This window comes from Streptacidiphilus sp. PAMC 29251 (assembly GCF_054208735.2).
The window spans coordinates 3,622,305-3,644,188 of record NZ_CM135725.2 but is presented as its reverse complement, the minus strand read 5'-3'; the positions used below and the strand labels follow the sequence as shown (position 1 = coordinate 3,644,188).

Annotated in this window: 15 protein-coding genes and 1 pseudogene; 3 read left to right on the top strand and 13 right to left on the bottom strand. The window is 73.1% G+C overall.

Translation table 11 applies throughout. From position 1 onward, the window contains the following. Positions 1 to 41 precede the first annotated feature (41 nt). From ACXKR8_RS17010 to ACXKR8_RS16995, 4 genes are all read right to left on the bottom strand, one after another. On the bottom strand, positions 42 to 1,352 hold the full coding sequence (locus ACXKR8_RS17010) for a vWA domain-containing protein (protein ID WP_458273755.1): 1,311 nt from the start codon (positions 1,350 to 1,352) through the stop codon (positions 42 to 44). Continuing rightward, positions 1,349 to 2,650, bottom strand: coding sequence for an AAA family ATPase (locus ACXKR8_RS17005; RefSeq protein ID WP_458273754.1), 1,302 nt, complete (start codon positions 2,648 to 2,650; stop codon positions 1,349 to 1,351). Before ACXKR8_RS17005 ends, ACXKR8_RS17010 begins: the two co-directional genes overlap by 4 nt. Positions 2,651 to 2,702: 52 nt before the next feature. Next, on the bottom strand, positions 2,703 to 4,196 hold the full coding sequence (locus ACXKR8_RS17000) for a hypothetical protein (RefSeq protein ID WP_458273753.1): 1,494 nt from the start codon (positions 4,194 to 4,196) through the stop codon (positions 2,703 to 2,705). A gap of 134 nt (positions 4,197 to 4,330) precedes the next feature. After that, on the bottom strand, positions 4,331 to 5,194 hold the full coding sequence (locus ACXKR8_RS16995; protein ID WP_458273752.1) for a helix-turn-helix transcriptional regulator: 864 nt from the start codon (positions 5,192 to 5,194) through the stop codon (positions 4,331 to 4,333). 170 nt (positions 5,195 to 5,364) lie between these two features. On the opposite strand from ACXKR8_RS16995, the gene ACXKR8_RS16990 reads away from it, so the two are divergent. Beyond that, the gene (locus ACXKR8_RS16990) at positions 5,365 to 6,177 is read left to right on the top strand and encodes an alpha/beta fold hydrolase (protein WP_458273751.1); all 813 of its coding nucleotides are present in this window, start codon (positions 5,365 to 5,367) and stop codon (positions 6,175 to 6,177) included. Positions 6,178 to 6,316: 139 nt separating this feature from the next. Here ACXKR8_RS16990 and ACXKR8_RS16985 read toward each other — a convergent pair. Next, a pseudogene (locus ACXKR8_RS16985) lies at positions 6,317 to 6,403 on the bottom strand (hypothetical protein); the annotation flags it as partial. Positions 6,404 to 6,520: 117 nt separating this feature from the next. Between ACXKR8_RS16985 and ACXKR8_RS16980 the strand changes: the two are divergent. Further along, a complete protein-coding gene (locus ACXKR8_RS16980; RefSeq protein WP_458273750.1) occupies positions 6,521 to 6,823 on the top strand; it encodes a GlsB/YeaQ/YmgE family stress response membrane protein in 303 nt (100 codons plus the stop codon). Positions 6,824 to 6,901: 78 nt separating this feature from the next. On the opposite strand, the gene ACXKR8_RS16975 is transcribed toward ACXKR8_RS16980, so the two are convergent. From ACXKR8_RS16975 to ACXKR8_RS16965, 3 genes are all read right to left on the bottom strand, one after another. After that, positions 6,902 to 7,396, bottom strand: coding sequence for an FBP domain-containing protein (locus tag ACXKR8_RS16975; RefSeq protein ID WP_458273749.1), 495 nt, complete (start codon positions 7,394 to 7,396; stop codon positions 6,902 to 6,904). Positions 7,397 to 7,512: 116 nt separating this feature from the next. Beyond that, on the bottom strand, positions 7,513 to 8,439 hold the full coding sequence (locus ACXKR8_RS16970) for a TolB family protein (protein ID WP_458273748.1): 927 nt from the start codon (positions 8,437 to 8,439) through the stop codon (positions 7,513 to 7,515). A 132-nt stretch (positions 8,440 to 8,571) separates the two neighbouring features. Next, positions 8,572 to 10,245: a class I adenylate-forming enzyme family protein gene (locus ACXKR8_RS16965; protein ID WP_458273747.1), complete on the bottom strand. Its 1,674-nt coding sequence runs from the start codon at positions 10,243 to 10,245 to the stop codon at positions 8,572 to 8,574. Positions 10,246 to 10,473: 228 nt separating this feature from the next. On the opposite strand from ACXKR8_RS16965, the gene ACXKR8_RS16960 reads away from it, so the two are divergent. Continuing rightward, entirely contained in the window at positions 10,474 to 11,901 is a 1,428-nt protein-coding gene (locus ACXKR8_RS16960; RefSeq protein ID WP_458273746.1) for an alkaline phosphatase family protein, read from the top strand. 9 nt (positions 11,902 to 11,910) lie between these two features. Here ACXKR8_RS16960 and ACXKR8_RS16955 read toward each other — a convergent pair whose 3' ends face one another. Genes ACXKR8_RS16955 through ACXKR8_RS16935 form a run of 5 tightly spaced genes read right to left on the bottom strand, consistent with a single transcriptional unit; the run spans position 11,911 to position 21,854 of the window. Next, positions 11,911 to 13,917 carry a hypothetical protein gene (locus ACXKR8_RS16955; protein WP_458273745.1) on the bottom strand — a complete coding sequence of 669 codons (2,007 nt, stop codon included), beginning with the start codon at positions 13,915 to 13,917 and terminating at the stop codon, positions 11,911 to 11,913. Beyond that, on the bottom strand, positions 13,914 to 15,065 hold the full coding sequence (locus ACXKR8_RS16950; protein WP_458273744.1) for a VWA domain-containing protein: 1,152 nt from the start codon (positions 15,063 to 15,065) through the stop codon (positions 13,914 to 13,916). The genes ACXKR8_RS16955 and ACXKR8_RS16950 overlap by 4 nt, the downstream gene beginning before the upstream one ends. Beyond that, positions 15,062 to 17,392, bottom strand: coding sequence for a DUF5682 family protein (locus ACXKR8_RS16945; protein ID WP_458273743.1), 2,331 nt, complete (start codon positions 17,390 to 17,392; stop codon positions 15,062 to 15,064). Before ACXKR8_RS16945 ends, ACXKR8_RS16950 begins: the two co-directional genes overlap by 4 nt. Continuing rightward, positions 17,392 to 18,501, bottom strand: coding sequence for an ATP-binding protein (locus ACXKR8_RS16940; protein ID WP_458273742.1), 1,110 nt, complete (start codon positions 18,499 to 18,501; stop codon positions 17,392 to 17,394). The genes ACXKR8_RS16945 and ACXKR8_RS16940 overlap by 1 nt, the downstream gene beginning before the upstream one ends. Next, complete coding sequence (locus tag ACXKR8_RS16935; protein ID WP_458273741.1) at positions 18,498 to 21,854, bottom strand: DUF4132 domain-containing protein; 3,357 nt, start codon at positions 21,852 to 21,854, stop codon at positions 18,498 to 18,500. The genes ACXKR8_RS16940 and ACXKR8_RS16935 overlap by 4 nt, the downstream gene beginning before the upstream one ends. Positions 21,855 to 21,884 lie beyond the last annotated feature (30 nt).

Below are 21,884 nucleotides of genomic sequence, written 5' to 3'. Positions count from 1 at the left end.
TGCAGGTAGGGGCACCGTCTCTGCATCCAGGTGACGCTCAGTCACCACACGCCAAGGGCTCGTGAATCACCGAGGCCGGGGGCGGAGCCGATGGAGACGACGCGGGCCCAGTCGGGGGGTGAGTCGGGGACGTAGTCGGGGCCGTCCTCGTTCTCGTTCTCGTCCCATGAGCGGGCGGGTCGTTGGCGGGGGAACAGGCCCACCACGGTCCGGCAGGGTGGTCGCGTGCCGGGCCAGGGGGTCTGGCCGTCGGTCAGCACCACGACGACGTCCGGGCGGGGGCGCATGCGGAGGGCTGCGGCGAAGCCGGTGCGCAGGTCCGTACCGCCGCCGCCGAGCAGGGGGATTCCCTCGCCCCGGCACAGCGGGTGCACGATCCGGGCCGCGGCGTCGCACGGCAGCACGGTGATCAGGTCCCGACGGCCGCCCACGGCACGGGAGATGGCGGCGACCTCGAGCAGCGCGCTGCCCAGTTCGCTGTCGCTGACCGACCCGGAGGTGTCGATGACCACGGCTACCCGGGGCGGCCGGCGTCGGAGGCTCGGCAGCAGCACGCCGGGCACCCCGGCCGAGCGCCGCGACGGACGGCCGTAGGTGTAGTCCTCGCCCACGCCGGGGCCGGACGCCGCCGAGCGGACCGCCACTCCCAGCAACTCCCGCCAGGCCTGCGGCGGATGGAACGCGTCCTCGGCCCACCGCTGCCACCCCTTCGATGCGTTGCCAGGACGGCCGGTGATGCCCTGCGCCACCCGGAACCGCACCGCGTCCCGTTCCTGCTCGCTGAGGCCGTACGCGCCTTCCTCGCCCAGGTCCCACCCCCGTTCCAGCCCGTCGGCGCCGCTGCCGCAGTCCAGCCAGGCCAGGCTCTGCGTGTGCGGCCCGAGCCGGAACCGGCGCAGGTAGTCCTCCATGAGCTCCCCCTCGGGCAGTCCCAGGAGCGTCGGTTGGACGGCGCCCTCGGGGCGCACCAGCCCGTCGCCGAACACATCGTCGTTGATCTCGCAGTCCGCGGCGATGTTCATCCGCAGCCGTTCCGCCGGGCCGGTGAGCCCGTGCTTCCGGGCGAACCGGTCGCTGCGGCCGTGGTGGTCCCGCAGCAGGTGCGACACCTCGTGCACCCATACCGCGGCCAGTTCCTCCTCCGGTGTGCGATCCACGAACACCGGCGAGACGTAGCAGCGCCAGTGCCGGTCCACGGCCATGGTCGGCACCTGCCGCGACTCCACGGTGTGCAGGGCGAACAGCGCGGTCGCCAGGTAGGGCCGGGCCCGGGCGGCGTGCAGGCGGGCGGCGAAGAGTTTGTCGAGGTCCAGCGCCCCCGATACGTCGGGTGGGTTCGAGGTAATCGTCATCGACCGGCCTTCGCCACGGTCGCGGCCCGGGCTGCCGCCCGGTCCGCGCGCTGGGACAGGGACACCGCCCCGGCCAGCCGCTCGATCGACGCCGGGACGTCCCAGTCCTGTTGGCGCAGTGAGGCGAGGGTGGTCGCCGGGACGACCACCAGGTCCGGCGCCCCGGTCTCCATGGCCAGGATCAGCAGCGTCCAGGCCGCGTCCCAGCGGGACTTCTCCGGGCGGTTGCGGACCGCGGCCACCACACCGTCGAGCACGGCCTGGCGGAGATCCCCCCGCCCGGGCAGTGTGGCACCCGCCGGGTCGGCCAGCAGCGCCTCCGGGTCCGGGAGGTCCATCCGGTCCATGCTCGCCAGCAGTTCCAGCCCGGGACCGTCCCCGACAGTGCCCCTGACCAGCATGGACAGGACGTCACGGGAGGCGCCGGCCGCAGTCGCGAAGGCGATCAGGCACAGGCTCATCTCCCAGCTCCGGGGGGACGGCCAGGGCCCGCCCCGCCGCGTCTCACTGCTGGGCAGCCGGTGCACCAGCGCCGGTCGCGCGGCGAGCAGCCCGCACACCGCGCGGCGGGCGAAGACCACGGCCTCCGACAACCTCCGCGGGTCGAGCCGGGGCAGGGTCGCCCGGGGCCAGGTCCCGCCGAGGCCGCGGACCACGACCTCGTGGTCGTGGGCCCACTGCAGATGGACGAACCGGTTGGCCAGCGGCGGGCTCAGCTCCCAGCCGTCGGCGGCCGAGGACCGTGGATTGGCGGCGGCCACGATCCTTACCCCGGGCGGCAGTTGCAGCGAGCCGATCCGCCGCTCGAGCACCAGGCGGAGCAGGGCGGCCTGCACGGCCGGAGGCGCGGTGGACAGCTCGTCCAGGAACAGCAGCCCGCGGCCGGCCCGCACCAGGCGCACGGCCCAGTCCGGCGGGGCCATCGGGACACCGTGTTCGGCGGGGTCGTCGCCGACGATGGGCAGCCCCGAGAAGTCGGACGGCTCGTGCACACTGGCGATCACCGTGGTCAGCGGCAGGTCCAGGGCCGCGGCGAGCTGGGTCAGGGCCGCGGTCTTGCCGATCCCCGGCTCACCCCACAGCAGCACGGGCAGGTCGGCCGCCACGGCCAGGGTCAGCGCCTCCAGTTGGGTGTCGGGACGCGGTTCGGTGGTGGTGTCGCGCAGCAGGGCCAGCAGTTCGCCGGCGACGTCGAGTTCGGCGGTGTGGGTGTGGGTGTGGGTGTTGGTGTTGTGGGCGGGGGCGACATGGTCGACGTGGGTGACGTGGGTCGGGTCGGACAGGGTGTATGCGGGCATGTTTGATCACCTTGGGTGTGTGGTGGTGCGGGGAAGGGACGGAAGCCGCAGGTCAGCGGGGGCTTCCAGGGCGTGGGCGGGAGCGGTGGCCACGCGAGCGGTGGCCACGGGAGCGGCGGCGATCCGGGCGAACCGGGTCCGGTTCGGGTCCGAGGAGTCCGGTCCGGAACAGTCCGTAGCTGATCCGCCGCAGTGTGGCCGCCTCCAGCTCGTCCCGCAGATCGCCGCTGCGCAGCAGTGTGTCGGGGCCCAGCAGGCCCTCGACGACGGCCAGCGCACCGGCGGTGTCGCCGTGGTCCAGGCGTTCGCGGACACCATCGATGGCGTCGGGGTGACGGTGTGTCATATCGATGACTTGCAGGCAGGGAAGGGGAGTTCCGGTCAAGGCGACCAGCAACTCCTCCCGGCGGATCTCCACCGGGTCGTGGTCCAGCGGGACCAGGACCCCGTCGACCAGGCCGATTCGGTGCTGCGCTCCCCGGCACTCCACCAGCCGCGGTTGTCCGGCCCGGTCCGGGCTCAGGGACGAACCGGGCGACGAGTGGTCCGGCGCCAGGGCCGAGGCGACCAGCGGGTGCAGCCGGTCGACCTCGATCGCACCGGCGCGGAGCAGGTCCAGGTCGGGCAGCACCCAGGTCGCGGCGTCTGGCAGGACCGGCAGCGGGCGGCCGCCGCCGTCCGTGGCCGGGTACGGGTGTGGGTGCGCGTCCGGGGCCGGGTGCAGGACCAGCCGATGTCGGGCCCCCAGACGGACGGTGACGCCACCGCTGGCGGGCCGCCCCTCGGCCTGGAGCACGATCCCCGCCTCGGCCGCCCACCGGTCCACGGCGCAACGGAGTTGCTGCGGCACCATCCCCAGCGGCACCATCCCCAGCGGCACCGGCCCCAGCGGCACCATCCCCAGCGGGTCCGGCCCCAGCGGGTCCGGGTCGTGCGCCGGACGGCCGTCGGCGGGCAGCCGGTCGGCCCCGGAGCGGATCCGCAGCTCATCGGCCCTGCGCGCGTCCCACAGGTGGCGGTGCAGGTCGAGGCGGAACCGTGGGTGGGGGTGGGGATGTGGGTGACGGCGGGCGTCGGGCGCACCGAGGGATCCGTCCCACAGCGCGAGGCTGATCCGCTGACCGGCGTCCGCCCAGGCCGGCGGAGTCCGGACCACGAGGTGCACCGGGCCTGTGCCGTCATGCCCCGCGCCGTCCCGCTGCCCCGCGCCGTCCCGCTCCGCCGTGTCGTAGCGGGCCAGGGTGATGGTCAGGCCCGGTCGTAGCAGCCCGTCGGGAGCGATCCTCGGCATGTGCCAACGCAGCAGGTCAGGGGCCAGTCGGCGGAGATCGGCCCGGATTCGGGCGGCGGTTTCCCGACCGTGGACGCGCGCCACGGCACGCAGGTTGAGATCGATGTCGATGCCTGCGGCGGCGCATGCCCCACCCCAGTCGCCGACAGAACGGCGAGCGGTCGCAGTCTCGATCATGGAGGGCGGCACGGCGAACTCACGCACGCGCAGCCACAGGGAAAGACGGGCATCCTCATGCACGGTCCGAGTGAGCATCAGCACTCACCTTGCGTGGATGGGACCCCCGATCCGTGAACAGAAGGAGTTGTCATCGGCGGGAGCGTACCGCGTTCCGCGACGATCTGACCAGAGCCGCCCCGGGCCGCGCCGGTCAACCCGCGGGCTCCCGGCTACCGGTGGCTGCGGTGGGCCGTTTCGGGGCCGACCACGCGCAGCAGGTCGAGGGCCTCGGCGCTCGGGGTGCCGGGCGGGGGTGTGAAGACCAGCAGCCGCTGGTCCTCGGCCGGGCTGAGCAGGGCCTCGCAGTCGAACTCGATCAGCCCGACCTCCGGGTGCCGCACCCGCAGCCGGTTCTGCCGCCGGACGGCCGCCTCGTGGCGGTCCCACATCGCACCGAACTCGTCGCTGGCCTCCCGCAGCCGGGTGACCAGCGCCGCCGCCTCGGCGTCGCCGGGACCGCGGCGGGCCACCGCCGTACGGAGGTCGGCGACGGCCAGCCGGCCCTGCCGCTCGTGCTCCTCCTCCGGGTACGCCTCGCGGACGAACGGGTCGGTGAACCATCGCCACACCACATTGCGGTCCGGCTCCTGCACCGTGCAGACACAGCCGAACAACGCCTCGGACACGGCGTTCTGCGCCAGCAGGTCGCCCAGGTCGCCGAGGATCTGCGCCGGGGTGTGCGCCAGTTGGTCGAGCAGGTACAGCAGCCCGGGACGCACATGGCTGCCCGCCCGGCGGCCCTCCGGCGGGCGGTGCCCGGCCAGCACGAACAGGTGGTCGCGCTCGTCCTCGGTGAGCCGCAGCGCACGGGCCAGGGCGCCGAGCATCTGGGTGGACGGCTGCGGGCTGCGCGCCTGCTCCAGCCGCATCAGGTAGTCGGCGGACATCCCGGCCAACAGGGCCACCTCCTCGCGGCGCAGCCCGGGCGTCCGGCGCCGGGGCCCGGAGGCCAGCCCGACGTCGTGCGGGCGCAGCCGCTCCCGCGACCGGCGGAGGAAGTCGGCGAGTTCATGGCGGTTCAGTTGGGTCCGCATGCCTCCATGGTCCGGCATCGCCGGGCCGTTTCGGACGCCGGACCCTGGGACCGCTGGTCCTAGGGAGAGCGCTCCGCTCCTCATCCGGGTCGGCGCACCGCATCGTTGGCAGCGGAACACGGACAGTGCCACCTTCCACGCCTGCCCCACCTGCCACGGAAAGAGGAACCATGCCTGCAGTGACCGTCAACGGCGCCCGCATCCCCTACCGCCTGGAGGGCTCGGGGCCGGTCCTCGTACTGGTGCACGGCACCGGCGCCGGGTCGGTGACCTGGGAGTCGGCCCTCGGCTACTTCACCGGCCGGCACACCGTCGTGCTCCCGGACCTGTCCGGCAGCGAGGCGGCCGAGGACGACGGCGGCGAATTGACCGTCGAGCTGCTCGCCGACCAACTGGCCGCTGTGCTGACGGACCTGGGGCGCGGCCCGGTGGACGTCCTGGGCTACTCGCTGGGCGCGCCTGTCGCCGCCCTGCTCGCCGCGCAGCGGCCCGAGCTGGTGCGTCGGCTGATCACGCTCTCCGGCTGGTGCGGCCCGGAGGACCCATACATCCAGAACGGCTTCGCCGTCTGGCGCACGCTGGCCGACAACCCGACGGCCTTCGCGCGCTACGCCATGCTGACCGCTTTCGGTCGCCCCTACCTCAACTCGCTCGACCGCGAGACCGTGGAGGTGCTGGCGACCGGGATGCGTCCGAGTGTGAACCTGTTCCGTCAGATCGACGCCGACCTGAAGGTGGACATCCGCGCCGCGCTCCCGCGGATCCAGGCCCCGACCCTGGTCATCGGGTGCACGCTGGACGCGCTGATCCCGGTCCAGAACTCGCGCGAGCTCGCGGCGGGCATCCCGCACAGCCGCTACGCCGAGCTGGAGAGCGGCCATGCGGCGCGGGTCGAGCGACCGGCCGAACTGGCCGAGCTGGTCGAGGAGTTCCTCGGCGAAGCGCCCCGGCCCCGGACCGTCGCCCAGGTCGCCCATGCGTGACGGTCAACGGCACCGGATCGTGGGCGTGGGCGTGGGCTCGGGTGTCCGCAGCAGCGCCGGGTCCGCGGCGAGCAGTTGCCCGTGCAGGGCGCGGAGCTGTGGGCCCGGGTCGACCCCCCAACTCCTGACGGAGCCGGGCCCGGACCCGTTCATAGCCGACCAGGGCCTCGCCCTGGCGTCCGCTGCGATTCCACCAGCTGTTGCCCCTGCCGGCGCAGTTCGTCACCGGTCTCGGCGAGACCGGCGAGCGGACAGCGTGGCGCCGGGCCCGGGTCGGAAAATGCGCCGCGGCCCTGGCGGGGGGACCATACAGGTAGTACGTGACGAGCTGAAGGAGGCCTTCATGTTTCAGATCCTGTGGATCGTGGTCGTCGGCGTGATCCTCGGAGTACTGGCCAAGTTCATCCTGCCCGGGAAGCAGGCGATTCCGATCTGGCTCACCGTCCTGCTGGGCATCGGCGGCGCCCTGCTGGGCAATGCCGCGGCCGGGTGGATCGGTGTCTCGCACACCTCCGGGATCGACTGGATCCGCCACCTGCTGCAGATCGGCTGTGCAGTGGGGCTGGTGGCGCTCGTCGCCCCGCTGTGGGGGCAGATCTCGCTGCATCGCGGCGGGTCCACGCCGCACGGCCACGCCCGAGCCTGACCCTGCTGCCGGGGGCCCTGGTCACGACCGTCCACCGACGGTGACCAGGACCCCCGTCCCCGCTCCCGCCCAGGCGGACTACTCGGCGATCTTGTCCAGGAAGGCGAACAGATTGGCCCGGGTGCGGGCGATCAGTTCGTCCAGGCCGAGGGTCTCGTTCAGCCGGCCGCCGGGCTCGGGGCTCTTCAGGCCGCGCAGGTAGAGCGAGCAGGCGAGGTCGGTGCACATGTACTCGCCGACCGAGTTGCCCTGCCGTCCGGACTGGCCCGCCCGGCGGGCCGTCATCAGCGAGACGCCGGTCCCCGAGTGCGTGGTCAGGCAGAGCGAGCACATGCTGCGGCGGAACGAGCCGCGCCGCTGCGAGGCGAAGCGGAGGGCCACGCCGACCAGCCCGCCGTCACGTTCGGCGACCAGGTAGCTGCGGTCCGGCGCCGACAGGTCGTGCCAGCCCAGGAAGTCCAGGTCCGCCCAGGGCCGCTGGGCCAGGTCGCGCGGTACCGGCAGGCGTTTGGCCTCGCCCTTGGAGCAGTTGACGAATGATGCCCGGATGTCCGGTTCGGTTGCTGCCTTCATGCTCTGGACGCTAACAGTGCCTAGTTACAGTAGGCAAATTCCTAGGGGTCCTAGGATGCGATCCGCGGGCCGGGCCGGGCCGGGTCAGACCCGGCCCGGCCCGCGGTGGTCGGCGTTCAGGCGCGGTAGGCGGCGAGGCCGGTGTAGGAGGAGATCTTCACCGGGCCCTTGGAGCCGTTGGCCGGGATGATGTCGGTGCCGGTGGGGGTGCGGAAGGCGATGGTCTTGCCGTTCGCGGACCAGGTGGGCTCGGTGTAGTTGGTGGTGGCGTGCGGAGTGAGGTCCTTGACGTGCTTGCCGTTGGTGTCGCTGACGAAGAGGTGGTCGTGGCCCTTGACCGAGCGGACGAACACGATCTCCTCGCCGTTGGGCGACAGCGCCGGCTCGGAGCCGCGGGTGATCGGGCCGCCCTGCTGGCGGGTGTAGTCGTCACGGATGTAGATCTCGCCGGTGCGGGTGTTGTCGTAGACGGAGCTGCCGTAGCCGCCGGCCGCGCTGGGCCAGTTGTTGCCGGTGGTGGGGTTGTACGCGACGTTGGGGTCGAAGTAGCGGCCGAGCGTGATGGCGTGGGGGGTGCCGTGGTAGGCGGTGCCGGAGATGCCCTCCAGACGGGTCGTCCCGCTCTTGTTCGCCACAAAGATGATGTTGTTCTTGGCTGCGATCTGGTCGCGGACGTCGCCCTTGGAGACCTGCCAGGTCGGGTGGGACCAGGTCTGGTGGCCGGGGTTGACGGCGACGATGTGGCGGCCCGTGGCGTTGGCGTTGGCGACCTCCAGGTTGCCCTTGCCGTCGATGAAGGCGGCCTTCTTGCCGTCCGGGGACCAGGCCAGGTCGCGGACGACGACCCCGAAGTTGACCCGGGTGCCGTTCATCACCACGTACTTGGTGCCGTTGCTGATGGTCAGCCCGTTGCCCTTGGTCCCGTTCAGCACGCCGTGCGAGGCCGCGTTGGCCGCTGTCGGCAGCAGGGCGGTGACGGCGGCGGTGACGGCGATGGCGGCGGCGATGGCGGTGCGGCGGGTGGCGCGGATGCGGACTGACATGGTGGTGGTTCCCCCCTGGGACTCAACTGCTGCGCTGTGCGATGAGAGAAGACTGTCAGCCGAAGATCGTGGATCTGTCGGCCTCCTGTCACGGGCGCGCAACAGCGAGCGGAACCAGTGGGTCCAGCTGGCTCAAGGAGTCCTGCGCAGCTCGCTCTTGAGCACCTTCCCGGCCGCCGAGAGCGGCAGCGCGGCGCGGAAGTGCACCGCGCGGACCCGCTGGTACGGGGTGACCCGGGTGGCGACATGGGTGATCAGCTCGTCGCCCAGTTCCGGCGTGGGCTCGTAGCCGGCCCGGAGCACCACGTAGGCCACCGGGTTCTCCCCGGCCAGGGCGTCGGGCACGCCGACCACCGCCGCGACGGCCACGGCCGGGTGCTGGTGCAGCAGGTCCTCCAGCGGGCCCGGGTAGACGTTGTAGCCATTGTGGATCAGCATGTCCTTGACCCGGCCGACCAGGAACAGCCAGCCGTCGCGGTCGGTGCGGCCCAGGTCGCCGGTGCGCAGCCAGCCGTCGACGAACTGCTCGGCGGTCAGCTCGGGGTGGTTCGGATAGCCCTCGGCGAGCTGCGGTCCACTGGCCCAGACCTCGCCGACCTCCCCCTGCGGGAGCGGGGCGCGGGTGACCGGGTCGCGGATCTCGATCCTGGTGTCGTAGACCGGGACGCCCACGCTGCCGATCGGGGCCGGGGCGTCGGGGGTCGGCGGGTGGGCGGTGAGGCCCATGGTGGCCTCGGTCAGGCCGTATCCCTCGCTGATGGACGCCTGCGGGAACAGTTCCCGCAGCCGGGACATGGTCGCCGAGTCCAGCGGGGCCGCGCCGGAGCTGACCTGCCGGACCGAGGAAAGGTCGGCCTTGTGGATCTCGGGGGCGGCCAGCAGCGCGTGGAACAGCGCGGGGGAGCCGCCGACGTGGGTCGTCCCCCAGCGCTGGAGGTCGCCGAGGTAGCGGGCCGGGTCGAAGCGCCCGGCGATCACCACGGTCGCGCCGGACTGGGTAGAGATGTTCTGGCTGATCAGGCCCATGGCGTGGAACATCGGGGCGATCGCCAGCACCACCGCCGCGCCGAGCGGGACGGTGGACGGGTCCATCGCCGCCGGGACCTGCTCCAGGTACAGCCCGCCCAGCTCGTCGAGCCGCGGCAGCGCGGCCGCCCGCCAGCAGCCCATCTGCAGCGCGTTGACGACGACGCTGCGGTGGGTGACGCCGACGGCCTTGGAACGGCCGGTGGTGCCGCCGGTGAAGGAGAGATGGGCCCGGTCGGTGGGCGCGGGGCGGGTCAGGGAGGCCCGGTCTGCCCCTTCGCCCGCGTCGATCAGCTCGGCGAAGGTGACGTGCCCCGGCAGGGCGGTCGGCGCGCCCGGCGCCGCGTGCGTGGCCGGTACCTCGGCGGTGAAGCGCAGCACCGCACCCGAGGCGACCAGCAGCGGGGCCACGGCGGGGTGGGTGATCGCGGCGACCGCCCGTACCTCGGTGAGCTGTTCGGCCAGCAGTTCGGCGGGCAGCATCGGGCTGAGCGGGGAGACCACCGCCCCGGCCAGCAGCACGCCGTAGTAGGTCAGGGTGTAGCGCAGCGAGTTGGGCTGGTGCAGCGCCACCACCTCGCCCGGCCGGACGCCCCGGGCCCGCAGGCCCCGCGCGGTGCGCAGCGCCTGGTCGTAGAGCTCCGCGTAGGTCAAGGACTCCTCGCCGTCCCGGATCGCGATCCGGTCCGGGTAGCGGCGGGCCGCGCCGGCGAGGATGTCGCCGACGGCGCAGTCGGGGTAGTCCAGGGTGGCGGGCATTCCCGGGGGCAGCAGCGTCATGTGGATCGACCTTTCAGCTGAAGGGGCGTCACCCGAGCAGTCTTGCGCGGTGATCCGGGTACGGGAAGGGTTCGTTCCGGAAGGGTCCGGTTGGGGCTGGGTTTCCCTGGCGGTTACGTCGTGTCCCTGACATTGGTGCGTTGTTCACCGTGCGGGTCCCGCGCGGTCGGACCCCGGTACGTCAGAGTCGTCTCCGGTCCGGCCGTGACAGCGAGAGGGAGACGGCTCATGTCAGGAATGACTCGACGCAGGCTGCTGGGTTCAGCAGCGGGAGTAGCCGGTGGCGCGGCGGCGATGACGCTGCTGCCACCGAGCGTTCAGGCGGCGGTGGCGGCCGGGGTCCCGGCCCGCGGCTCGCTGCGCGACGTCAAGCACGTGGTGCTGCTGATGCAGGAGAACCGGTCCTTCGACCACTACTTCGGCACCCTGTCCGGGGTGCGCGGCTTCGAGGACCCGCAGGCGCTGAAGCTGAGCACCGGTCGCTCGGTCTTCTACCAGCCCGACAGCGTCAACCCGGACGGCTACCTGCTGCCGTTCCACCTGGACACCACCGAGACCAGCGCCCAGGCCATCCCCTCCACCAGCCATGCCTGGGCGGTCCAGCACCAGGCCTGGAACAACGGCAAGATGGACCAGTGGCTGCCGGCCCACCGCGCGGCCGACGGCGTCAACGGCCCCTATGTGATGGGGTACTACACCCGGGACGACATCCCGTTCCAGTTCGCGCTGGCCGAGAGCTTCACCATCTGCGACAACTACTTCTGCTCGGTGCAGGGGCCGACCTGGCCCAACCGGCTGTACTGGATGACCGGTTCGATCGACGCCGACGGCACCCACGGCGGCCCGATCATCAAGAACGCCGCGCCCACCCCGCTCACCTACACCACCTACGCGGAGCGTCTTGAGGCGGCCGGCGTCAGCTGGAAGGTCTACCAGGAGACCGACAACTACGGCACCGACATGCTGTCGCTGTTCGACACCTTCCAGCAGGCCAAGCCCGGCGACCCGCTCTACGACAAGGGCATGACCGCCCAGCCGCACGGCACCTTCGAGGACGATGCCCGCAACGACCGGCTGCCGGCCGTCTCCTGGATCCTGCCGACCAGCTACCAGTCCGAGCATCCGGACTACCTGCCCGCCGCCGGGGCGGACTATGTTGCCTCCAAGATCGAGGCGATCGCGTCCAACCCCGAGGTCTGGGCCAAGACCGTGTTCATCCTCAACTACGACGAGAACGACGGCCTCTTCGACCACGTCCCGCCGCCGGTGCCCAAGGCCGGCACGGCCGGGGAGTTCGTCGGCGGGCTGCCGGTCGGCGGCGGCTTCCGGGTCCCCTGCATCGTCATCTCGCCCTGGACGGTGGGTGGTTGGGTGGCCTCCGAGGCCTTCGACCACACCTCGGTGCTGCAGTTCCTGGAGCGCTTCACCGGGGTGAAGGAGAGCAACATCACCAACTGGCGCCGCCGCGCCTTCGGTGACCTCACCTCGGCCTTCCAGTTCGACCAGCGGGCCAAGCGCGCGCCCAAGCTGCCGGACGACACCGCCGCCCAGCTGGCCAGGGCCGAGCAGGAGGTCGCCACCCTCCCCGCACCCACCCTGCCCGGCGCCAAGCAGCACCCGCCGCGCCAGGAACGCGGCCACCGCCCGCACGTGTAGTCGCCTCTCTCAGCCGTCGCCGTCGGCTCCGCCCTCGCGGTGGAGTTCGGCGGCGACGGTCAGCCGGATCTGGGCATCTGTCCAGGCCTGAGGAGTTGACGCTTGGTCAGACGGTGAGTGACTATCTGTCAGAAGTCTTCGCAGCAGCGCCGCGCAGTCGGCCAGGCCGATCCGGGACAGTCCGCTCGCCGCGTCGTCGAGGCCGGCCAGGGTGGCCGGGCGGAGTCGCCGCAGGCCCTGGTGGGCGGCGTCGGCCAGGGCGGAGAGCGCGGCGTCCAGCGCGGCGGCGACCGGGTCGCCCTGCGGCCTGCCGAAGTCGGCGGGCAGTTGCGCCCCGCCGTCGTACGGGGCGAGGTCGGGGACGAGGACGTTGCCGTCCGCCGTCATCAGGGCCACCGGGTCGATCACGATGCCGCCGCCGGACCTGGTCAGCGAGCCGCTGAGGTAGCGCACGCCGCCCGAGCCGAGTGCGTCCGCGAGGACGTCCAACGCCAGCGGGCAGAGCGGGTGGTAGGTCGCTGACACGGTCGCGGTGTGGCCCGCCGGGTCGGTGACCACGGCCTGCAGGCGCTGCTGCGCCGGGTCGTAGCCGACCGGGCCGGTCGCCGCGATCTCCAGCACATGCAGGTTCTCGGCCTCCACCCTGGGCCGGAGCAGCCGTGGCGGCAGCCCGGTCAGGCCGCGTGCGTGGGCGGCCAGATCCCGGACCAGCAACGGCGGCGGCAGCTCGGACCAGGCCGCGCCGAGCGGGGTGACACTGCTGGGTGCGACCCGGCTGCGGCCCACGGTGAGGGTGCGGCTGGCCGAGCGGGTCACGCTCTCGCTGACCACATTGGACGCCGCCAGCGCGCCCAGCGTGGTGCCGAGCAGGCGGCGGGACGCGAGTTGGCTTGCTTGGGCTTGGGCTTGGGGCGGGTCGGCCTCGGCGGACGCCCAGCGCCGCCGCAGCACCAGCACCGTCCCGGCGTGGGCGAGGAACACCTCGGCGACCGGCTCCCGGGCGCTGCCGCCGACCCTGCACCCCAGCGCGGTCAGCCGGACCCGGCGCAGCGCGGTGGTCCCGCTCTCCCGCGAGCCCAGGATCTGCGAGGTCGCGGCGCCTCCGGGGTGGGCCGCCGCACGGTGCCGGGCGTGCAGCTCGCCGAGGGCGTCGGCGTAGGCGGTGGCCTGGTAGCGGGCGCTGCGGGCGGCATAGGCGTCCAACTGGTCGGCGGCGTCGCCGAGGGCCCCGGCCGGCCAGTGCAGCGAGGCGGCCGACAGGTCGTCCCGGAGCCGGCGCAGGGTGCCGACCAGGACCGGGCCCGCGTGCGCCGCGCCCTCCAGCAGCAGCTCGTCGACCAGGGCGGCCGCGGCGTCCAGCGCGCCGGTCGGGTGGCCGGTGGCGGCTCGTCCGCCCACGTCCACCTGCGTGGCGTCGGCGGCGGTCGTGCTGTCGGCGGCCCGGAAGGCCCAGACGGCGAGGGCGGTGACCTCGCCGCGCAGGGCGGTGGTGGCGTCAGTGATCACATGGCCCAGCTCCCCGGCGACCGGGAAGCGGACGGTGCAGGTGGGCAGTTCCACCCAGGCGGCGGGCTGCTCGGCGGTCGGACGGTGCAGCCGGGCGGTGTAGCCGCGGTCGAAGGTACGGCGGGCGTTGGCGACCGCGCGCCGGCCCACGGCGAGGGTCAGCGTCTCGTCGTCGATGCTGCCCGGCGACCAGTCCACGAGGACGGGCTCGGGAGGCAGATCAGTTGTCGCAGCCGCGCGCTGGTAGGCGAGGACCAGCCCGATCCGGTGTCGGCACACCCCGGCCGCGCCGCAGTCACAGGCGGCCGAGGTCAGCCCCGCGCCGGGAGGCAGCACCGTGCTCGCGCCGTCCGGGAACCGGCCGCGAACCGTACCGTCCGGATCGCTGTCCAGCTCCGGGCCGCCGCCCGCGTCCAGCTCCTTTGCGGCGCGCTTGACCAGGCCGCGGTTGGCCATGGCGGCGAGGGTGTCCTGATCCAGCGCCAGCAGGTCAGTACGGGTGGGGGTCAACGGCCCAGCCTCTCGGCGACGAACTCGGCCAGTTGGCCCGGTGTCATCGCGCCGACGTGCGCGCCGACCTCGGCGAGTTTGCCCGCGAGCACGCGGTCGTAGGCAGGTTCGGCCTCCTCGTCCAGCGCGGCCAGGGCCAGCACGGTCGTGCCCTGCTCAGCCAGCGCCCGGACCGCGCGGACCAGCCGGTACGGATCGCCGCCCTCGTAGAAGTCGCTGATCACCACGAACACGCAGCGGCGCGGGTTGTCGACCAGGCCCGCGCCGTAGTCGACGGCCCTGGCGATGTCGGTGCCGCCGCCTAGCTGGACCCGCATCAGCAGCTCCACCGGGTCGGTGACATCGGAGGTGAGGTCCACGACATTGCTGTCGAAGGCGATCAGATGGGTCTTCAGCCCCGGCAGGTTCCACAGGCAGGCGGCGGTCACCGCGGAGTGGATCACCGAGCTGACCATCGATCCGGACTGGTCCACCAGCAGCACCAGCTGCCACTGCTCCAGATGCCGCCGGGTGCGGGAGTGGAAGTGCGGGTGCTCGATCAGCACCCTTCGCTGCTCCGGCTGGTAGTGCTTGAGATTGGCGCGGACGGTCTGCTGGAAGTCGAAGTCGCGGGCGAGCGCATGGCGGCTGGGCCTCCGCACCCGGGTGCCGGTGAAGGCGCGTCGCACCTCCGGCTGCAACCGCTCCAGCAGCTGCCGGACCACGCTGTCCACGATCCGCCGGGCCAGCGCCAGGACCTGGGGGTTCATCAGGTGCTTGGTCCGCAGCACGGCGCGGAGCAGGGTCTGGCTGGGCTCGATCCGCTCCAGCACGCTGGGATCGGTGACGATCTCATGGAGTTCATAGCGCTCCACCGCGTCCCGCTCCAGCCGCTCGACGGTCTCCTTGGGGAACAGCCGGTGGATGCCGTCCAGCCAGTCCACGGCGGTGACCGGGGACGGTCCTTCGCCGCCCTCGCGGGTGGGCGCGCTGCGGCGGACTCCCCGGGGGCCATGGTCGGGATCGCGGCCGTAGAGCCACTCCAGGGCGGCGTCCCGGGCGGCGGCTTCGGCGCCGAGCGAACCGGTCCGGCCCTCGGCGGCGGCGCCGAGGATCAGCCGCCAGCGCTCCAGGTCGGCGGGCGCCTGCTCCGAGGGTGGCGGGGTCATGGCTGGGCTCGCAGTCCGTGGTCGTCGAGCAGCCCGTAGTGGTCGAGCAGCCTGGTCACTTCGCCCTCCAGGGATCTCGCACGGCCGATCAGCAGCGGATCGGCGCCGGTGCGCAGCAGGGCGCGGGCCGAGCCGCGCAGGCCGCGGCGGTCCAGCAGCCGCTGGGCGATCCGCTCGCGCTCACGCGGCGGGAAGTAGCCGAAGGCCAGCCGCAGGGCGGGCAGGGCGATCAGGAACTCGGCCTCGGTCAGTTCGGAGACGATGCCGTCCAGCACGTCGATGACCGATCCCGCAGTGCTGTGGGTACTGGCACTGACCTCGTCGCGGGCCAGGGCGAACAGCCCGGCGAGCCAGTCGCCGAGGGTGCGCGGGTCGGCGGCGGCCCGGATGGACGAGGCATGGTCGCCGGTGCCGCCGAGCGACCAGACCAGGCCGACCGCCGCGCCGCGCAGGTCGGCGGGGGCGGCCGGGTCGCGGCTGACCCGCAGCGCCAGCCCGATGGCGTCCGCCCTGGTCAGCGCCAGCAGCGGGGCGGCATGCAGCAGGGCGTCGCGGACAGCGACCAGCGCGCGCAGCCGGTCCGCATCCGCTCCACCCGAGCCGCCGTGCAGGCCTTCGACCAGCCACATCACCCTGCTGACCGCGCCGTCGACAACAGCGGCGAGCAGCGGACTGTGGCCCACCCCGTACACCCGGTCGTGCCGCCACAGGCCGAGGGCGGTGGCCAGCGTCGCGCCCAACGGGCCGAGTTCGCGCAGGTCGCGGACCCCTGCCGCCAGCGCGGTCAGGATCTCGCCGGAGAGTTGGGCGGCCCCGCACAGCACCGCGTCGAACAGCAGCGCGGCGAGGCCGTCCGCGCCGGTCTCCGCGCCTCCGTCAGCGGCGGCGGTGCGGGACCGCTCGCCGAGCAGGGCGCCCGCTGCCTCCGCCAGGCTCGCGCCATAGGCGCCTGCCTCGATCAGCGCCGCTTCTCGGCCCTGAGGGCCGGGTGTCTCCGGCTCCCAGCGCTCGCTGAACACAGGGTCCGCACCATGGGCCGGACCCGCCACCCTTTGGTAGCCGGGGACGGACAGGACCCTCAGCTGATGCAGTGTTTGACTGATCGTCAATTCTTGACTATTCATCAGATCAAGAGTGGCTGACTTCGTCCCGTCCAGCCCCAGTCGGGTCAGCTGCGCCGCCACGTCATGGACCAGCGGTGGCGCGGGCGTGTCCGGGTGCAGTCGGCCGACCCGGTCGCCGCTGCTCGCGGCGACCATCTCCACCACCACCGGGTGCGCTCCCGGGGCCAGTTGGCCGCGTCCGGTCCATGGCAGCGGCTGGTCCAGGTCGTCCGCGATCAGGGCGCTGGCCAGGCCGTCCAGGACGTCGGTCCTGGCCGGCTGCGGATGGCCGCGCAGCAGCGACAGGCCCCGGGTGAGCACCCGCGCCGAGACCAGATCGGCGGTGGACACCGGATACCGCCGCCGACGCAGCCGACCGGTCACCGCGCGCAGCAGCCCGTCCGCCGCCTGCTCCGCGCCCTCCTCCCAGAGCTGCTGGTAGTAGCCGGGGGAGGGCATCCCCGACTGGTAGCCGGCGAAGGCGTCCAACTGCCGGAAGGAGTAAGGGACCAGGAAGCTCCCGCCGACCGCCCCGGTCGGCGGCGCGGGCACCTCGGGCCAGCCGGAACCGTCCGCCGCTTCGGCGCAGAGGGCTTGCAGCGCGGGCCGGTGGAAGCCGCCGGTCACCACCAGCACCGGACGCTCCCCGGCCTCAGCCACCGCGGCCCTGACCCAGCCGGCCATGTACCGCTCGCGGGCCCGGTCGCTGTCGTCGGCATCAGCGTCGCCCCGCACCAGCTCGAAGTACGCCGCCAGTCGTTCGGCCAGGCCCTGCTCGGGTTCGACCTCGAACAGCCGGTCCCACAGCGCGTCCACCGAGTCGGCGGAGAACTGCTCGCAGAGCCGCGCCGTGGCCTCGGCATAGCGTGCCTCCGCGTCGGCGTAGCGGTTGCTGCGGTCGGCGAAGGCCGGGTGCCAGGACGGCAGGTCGATGAAGCGGACCTCGGCCCCGGCCGCCCGTCCGGCCCGCAGCGCCACCCACTCCGGGGAGTAGTCGCAGAGCGGGGCCCAGGAGGTGGCGGTGCGCTCGGCGTCGCGGTAGTGGCTGAACACCGCGATCGGCAGCTGATGGCCCAACAACAGCTCGTCCAGCCTGCCGTTGATATCGGACGGGCCCTCCACCAGCACGAACGCGGGTTGCAAGGCCTCGATCGTCCGCTGCACCAGCCGGGCGCAGGCGGGGGAGTGGTGCCGCACGCCGACAAAGGTGACCGCACCGCCCATCAGTCGTCCAGCAGATGGCGCGCGGCATGCAGCTCCTGCCAGGCGGCGCCGCGGTGGCGCGAGGCCCGCTGCTCCAGGTAGCGGCGCAGCCGGGCCAGGTCCTCCGGGTTGTCCTTGGCGGCGGTGCCGGCCAGGCAGGCCACCACATCGGCGGCGCTGCCGGCCTCGCCGCGCAGGAACCAACCCCGCACGCCCACCGCGTGGGCCACCGACACCGCCTCGGCGGTGCTCATCACCGAGGTCAGCCGGTCGCTGCCGGTGCCGCCACTGCCGTTGCCGCCGCCGGTGCCCGCGCGCAGTTCGCGGAAGGTGGACACCAGCACCTCCAGCACCTCCCGGGACGGTGTGGCCGTCACCCCCGAGCTGCGCAGCAGCGCCCCGGCCTCGGCCTCGACCAGGGCGAGTTCGACCTCGAAGTCGGCGATCGGGAACACCGTCTCAAAGGTGAACCGGCGCTTGAGCGCGGCGCTCATCTCATTGACGCCCCGGTCGCGGGTGTTGGCGGTGGCGATGATGTTGAACCCCTGCCGGGCGAACACCATGCCGTCCGCCCCGCCGAGTTCGGGGATCGCCACCACCCGCTCGGAGAGCAGCGACAGCAGCGAGTCCTGCACCTCCAGCGGGCAGCGGGTGATCTCCTCGAAGCGGACGATCTTCCCCTCCGTCATCCCCCTCAGCATCGGCGCGGGCACCAGCGAGCGGGTGGACGGGCCCTCGGCGACCAGCAGCGCATAGTTCCAGGAGTACTTGATCTGGTCCTCGGTGGTCGCCGCCCCGCCCTGAACGGTCAGCGTGGAGGTGCCGCTGACGGCCGCCGCGATCAGCTCCGACAGCAGCGACTTCGCCGTCCCCGGCTCGCCGACCAGCATCAGCCCGCGGCTGGTGGCCAGCGCCACCAGTGCCCGGTCCACCAGGGACGGCGCCCCGACGAACTTCCGGCTGATCCCGGCCGCCGCGTCGCCGACGATGAACCGCCGCGCCGCGCGCAGGCTCAGCTCCCACCCTGGCGGCCGGGGGTCGCTGTCGGCGGCCCGCAGCGCGGCCAGCTCGTCGGCGTAGCGCAGCTCGGCGGGCGGGCGCTGCCACTGGCCGGTGTCCGTCGTCGTCACATTGTCACCAGTTCGGTCAGGTCGGCGATCAGTTCGGAGGCGGTCACCTGGTCGAGGTGACCGAGCGTCAGAGCCGCGGTGTGCCCCTCCCAGTAGTCGGTCGGTTTGTCGCCCAGCCAGATCCTGGTCAGCGCCTGGTCGCCGTGCATGGTCACCGCCCCGGCCTGGATGCCCGGGTCCAGGGCGACGATCAGGTAGTGGTCGTCGGGGGTCCGCCGCTGGACCCAGGTCTCCACGCCGCCGTCGCCGGGTTCGCCGCGGTCCCATCCGCGCCGTTGCAGGCCGAGTACCTTGCCGACGGCTACGGTCCGGCCCTCGAAACGGGTGAACCGGTCGCCAGCGGCCTCCTCCGCGGTGAGGCGGTGCACCGGGCGTCCGAGCTGGGGGAAGGGCTGCAGGATCTGGTAGTCGGCGAACAGCTCGGCCCACCCGGCCAGGGCGTCGCCGAGCAGCAGCGGGTGGGCCAGGTGGACCACGGCCTCGGCCGGCAGGGTCAGCAGCGCGTCGTCCACATCGGCCAGGCTGCCGTCCTCGGCGATACGGAAGGCGGTGGGGGAGGCAGTGCCCTCGACGGGGGCGACGTCGGCCGTCCAGACCAGGCGGCGGGCCAGGTGCCGGCTCAGCGGGTGGTCGACGAACAACTCCTGGAACTCGGCCGCGGTCCAGGAGCGACGGCTGGTCATCGCCGACTCCAGCCGCCGGGTCTGCTCGGCGGCGACCTTGCGCACCTCCTTCTTCAACGCGACAAAGCGCCTGCGCTCGGCGGGGGCGCGCACCGGGTCGTCCTTCACCCCGGGGGCCGGGAGGTCCTTGCGGCGCTGCCTGTCCTCGTCCAGGACGTAGGGGCGCAACTGCTCGTCGAAGCCGACGGTGAAGCGGCGCGGGCCGTAGTCGATGACGGTGCTGCCGTCGCTGTCCAGCCCGAGATGAGGAACCAGACGGTCCAGCAGTTGATCCTGCGTCAGGGCAACCGCTGCGGCCACCTCGTCGAGCTTCTCCTTCGCCCTGGCCTTCAGTGAGCGGAAGTGCGGCTGCTGGGCGATCCGGTGCAACTGCATCAGCGCGGGGACGCTGCCGATCTCGGCCAGCACCTCAAGGCCCTGCGCGGCCCGCTGGTTCGACCCCTCGTTCGGCCACTGCAGGATTACCCCCGCCAACTGCTGGACCGTGCCCTCGTCGCCGATCCAGGCCAGGGCGTGGAACGCCCACACGTCCTTGGTCGGCATCGCCGCCTTCCGCCAGCCCTCGAACAGGGCCCAGGCGAACCCGGCCAGCGAATCGGACCTGCAGGCGTCCAGGACGGTGGCCAGCCCTGCGTAAGGCTCCCGGGGCTTGGACAGGGCCAGCATGGTCAGCACATGGCCCACTGCCCCCGCTGGCAGCACACCGCCCCCGACCAGCGCGATCGGCGGCAGCAGGGCCAGGTCGGCCCAGTCGCCGGGCACCGGCAGCCGGGCCGGGAGGGTGAACACCAGCGGGTCGGCGGCGGACAGCTCGGCGATGACCGCCCCGGCCTCGGCCCCGTACTCGGCGGTGGCCAGCGCGACCACGGCCTCGGCGCCGTGGGTGAGGGCGACGAAGCGCAGCGCGTTCTCGGCCCGCCGCCGGAGCACCCCGGCGGGCCCGACCGCGTCCGGCACCAGCAGCGCGGCGGCGGCGAGCCCGTGCCGGGTGAACCAGCTGCGGGCGGTGCCGGCCGAGGATCTGGCCCGGAGCAGCCAGTCCGCCATCAGCCTGGCCGTGCTGACGTCCAGGAACGGCAGCAGCAGGACGCCGGTCCGGACCGAGTCGGCGGCCACCACCCGCCGCAGCGCGGGCAGCGCGGCCGTGCCGTGCTCGGCGACGATCGGCCTGAGGACGTCGACCGCGCCCCAGAGTTCCTTGGGCTTGGGATCCCAGTCGGCCAGCAGCGGCAGGACCCGGTCGGCCGGTCCCAGCACCAGGGTTTCGGCGTACTGGTGCCAGGCCAGACTGCCGGTGCGGAAGGACTTGAACCGGTCGTCCCAGCCTTCCGGGGGGAAGCCGGAGAGGCGTCGCATCAGCGGGAGTTGCCAGGACTCCTGCTCGCCCTCCAGCCAGCGCAGCTGTAGGTCGGACGGGGCGGCCAGGCCTTTGACCACCCGCGGCTTCACGGCCTTGGCTTGCCAGGTCCACGGCGGGTTCCGCAGCAGCTCCGGGAGGGCGGCGGGCTCGCTCACCGCGCCTGCGGCGGCGCTTGCGTTGCTGTCCGCGAGCAGCGCGGCGACGGTGGCGGCGACCTGCGGTTCCAGCAGCGGGAGCGCGGCCGCTGCGAGCTCCCGGTTGGCCTCGACATGCTGCGCGAGCAGTTCACCGCCCAGCAGCCGCAGGCCCCGCACCGGGAAGTGCTGGGCGGCGGACCACAGGGCGGGACGGGTGTACTTGTCAGCGGCGTGATCGAGCAGCACGCGGAAGGCCTCGTCGGTGGGGGTCTCGCTGAGGAACTCGAACATCAGCTTCCGCTGGGCAGGTGGGACGTTGTAGAGCGCCAGCGAGTCCACGATGAGCGGGACGACCGCCGCCCCCACACCCTCGGCGATGGTGGCGAGGGTGCCGATGGTCCAGTCCGGCCAGACCGGCTGGTTCTCGGTGGAGTCCAGGGCCAGCAGTTCCCACTGCTCGGCGGAGGCGAGCGAGCACAGCAGCAGCGAACGGAGGGTCCAGTCGCCCGAGGTGTAGCTGTCGGCGGGGACGCAGCACTCGGTCGCCCACGCGGTCTCGGTCGGCAGCAGGTAGGAGACCAGAACCCGCCGCCGTTCGCTGCTGCGGCAGTCGCGCAGCGTCTCGACGACCCCCAGATAGGCGGTCTCGTCGGCGGCCGCGAGCAGCACCCGCAGCCGGTCGGCGGCCGGCCGGTGGCGCTCGATCACGCTCTGGTCGTTGCGCGCCCCGACCGGACGGACCCCCGGCCTGCCGTCGCGGCAGCCCCATTGCTCCAGCCCGTTGACCCAGAGGTCGAACAGGTCCACCACGGCGCGGGCGGCGAAGGGCAGGCCGTGTTCGGCCACCCAGGCGTCCACGAACACCGAGGGCACCGCCTTGCGGTCCTCACCCAGCACGGCGGCCGCCAGCACTGCCGCGCCCAGCGGGTCCGCTGCGCCGGACCGGTGCGCGGTGGCGGCCTGCACCAGCGCCGCGCTGCTGTCGGCGGCGCCGAGCACTCGCTCCAACCAGTCCGCCTGCCCCGCGATCCACTGCTCGACCGTGCCCGGCGCGGCCTTGGCACGCGAGGTCACCGCCCGCGGGATGCCCCCGCGCCGGGGGTGCAGCAGCCGGTGCCAGCGGGCGGGCAGCGTGAAGGTGTCCTCGTCGGGGAACGGGAAGTCGGCTGACAACGGGGGCTCCGTGAGGTTGCCGGGGTTCGG

Excerpts from the sequence above, each read along its gene's own strand:
- ACXKR8_RS17010 (WP_458273755.1), bottom strand. The coding sequence starts at position 1,352 with ATGACGATTACCTCGAACCCACCCGACGTATCGGGGGCGCTGGACCTC.
- ACXKR8_RS17005 (WP_458273754.1), bottom strand. The coding sequence starts at position 2,650 with ATGCCCGCATACACCCTGTCCGACCCGACCCACGTCACCCACGTCGAC.
- ACXKR8_RS17000 (WP_458273753.1), bottom strand. The coding sequence starts at position 4,196 with ATGCTCACTCGGACCGTGCATGAGGATGCCCGTCTTTCCCTGTGGCTG.
- ACXKR8_RS16995 (WP_458273752.1), bottom strand. The coding sequence starts at position 5,194 with ATGCGGACCCAACTGAACCGCCATGAACTCGCCGACTTCCTCCGCCGG.
- ACXKR8_RS16990 (WP_458273751.1), top strand. The coding sequence starts at position 5,365 with ATGCCTGCAGTGACCGTCAACGGCGCCCGCATCCCCTACCGCCTGGAG.
- ACXKR8_RS16980 (WP_458273750.1), top strand. The coding sequence starts at position 6,521 with ATGTTTCAGATCCTGTGGATCGTGGTCGTCGGCGTGATCCTCGGAGTA.
- ACXKR8_RS16975 (WP_458273749.1), bottom strand. The coding sequence starts at position 7,396 with ATGAAGGCAGCAACCGAACCGGACATCCGGGCATCATTCGTCAACTGC.
- ACXKR8_RS16970 (WP_458273748.1), bottom strand. The coding sequence starts at position 8,439 with ATGTCAGTCCGCATCCGCGCCACCCGCCGCACCGCCATCGCCGCCGCC.
- ACXKR8_RS16965 (WP_458273747.1), bottom strand. The coding sequence starts at position 10,245 with ATGACGCTGCTGCCCCCGGGAATGCCCGCCACCCTGGACTACCCCGAC.
- ACXKR8_RS16960 (WP_458273746.1), top strand. The coding sequence starts at position 10,474 with ATGTCAGGAATGACTCGACGCAGGCTGCTGGGTTCAGCAGCGGGAGTA.
- ACXKR8_RS16950 (WP_458273744.1), bottom strand. The coding sequence starts at position 15,065 with ATGACCCCGCCACCCTCGGAGCAGGCGCCCGCCGACCTGGAGCGCTGG.
- ACXKR8_RS16945 (WP_458273743.1), bottom strand. The coding sequence starts at position 17,392 with ATGGGCGGTGCGGTCACCTTTGTCGGCGTGCGGCACCACTCCCCCGCC.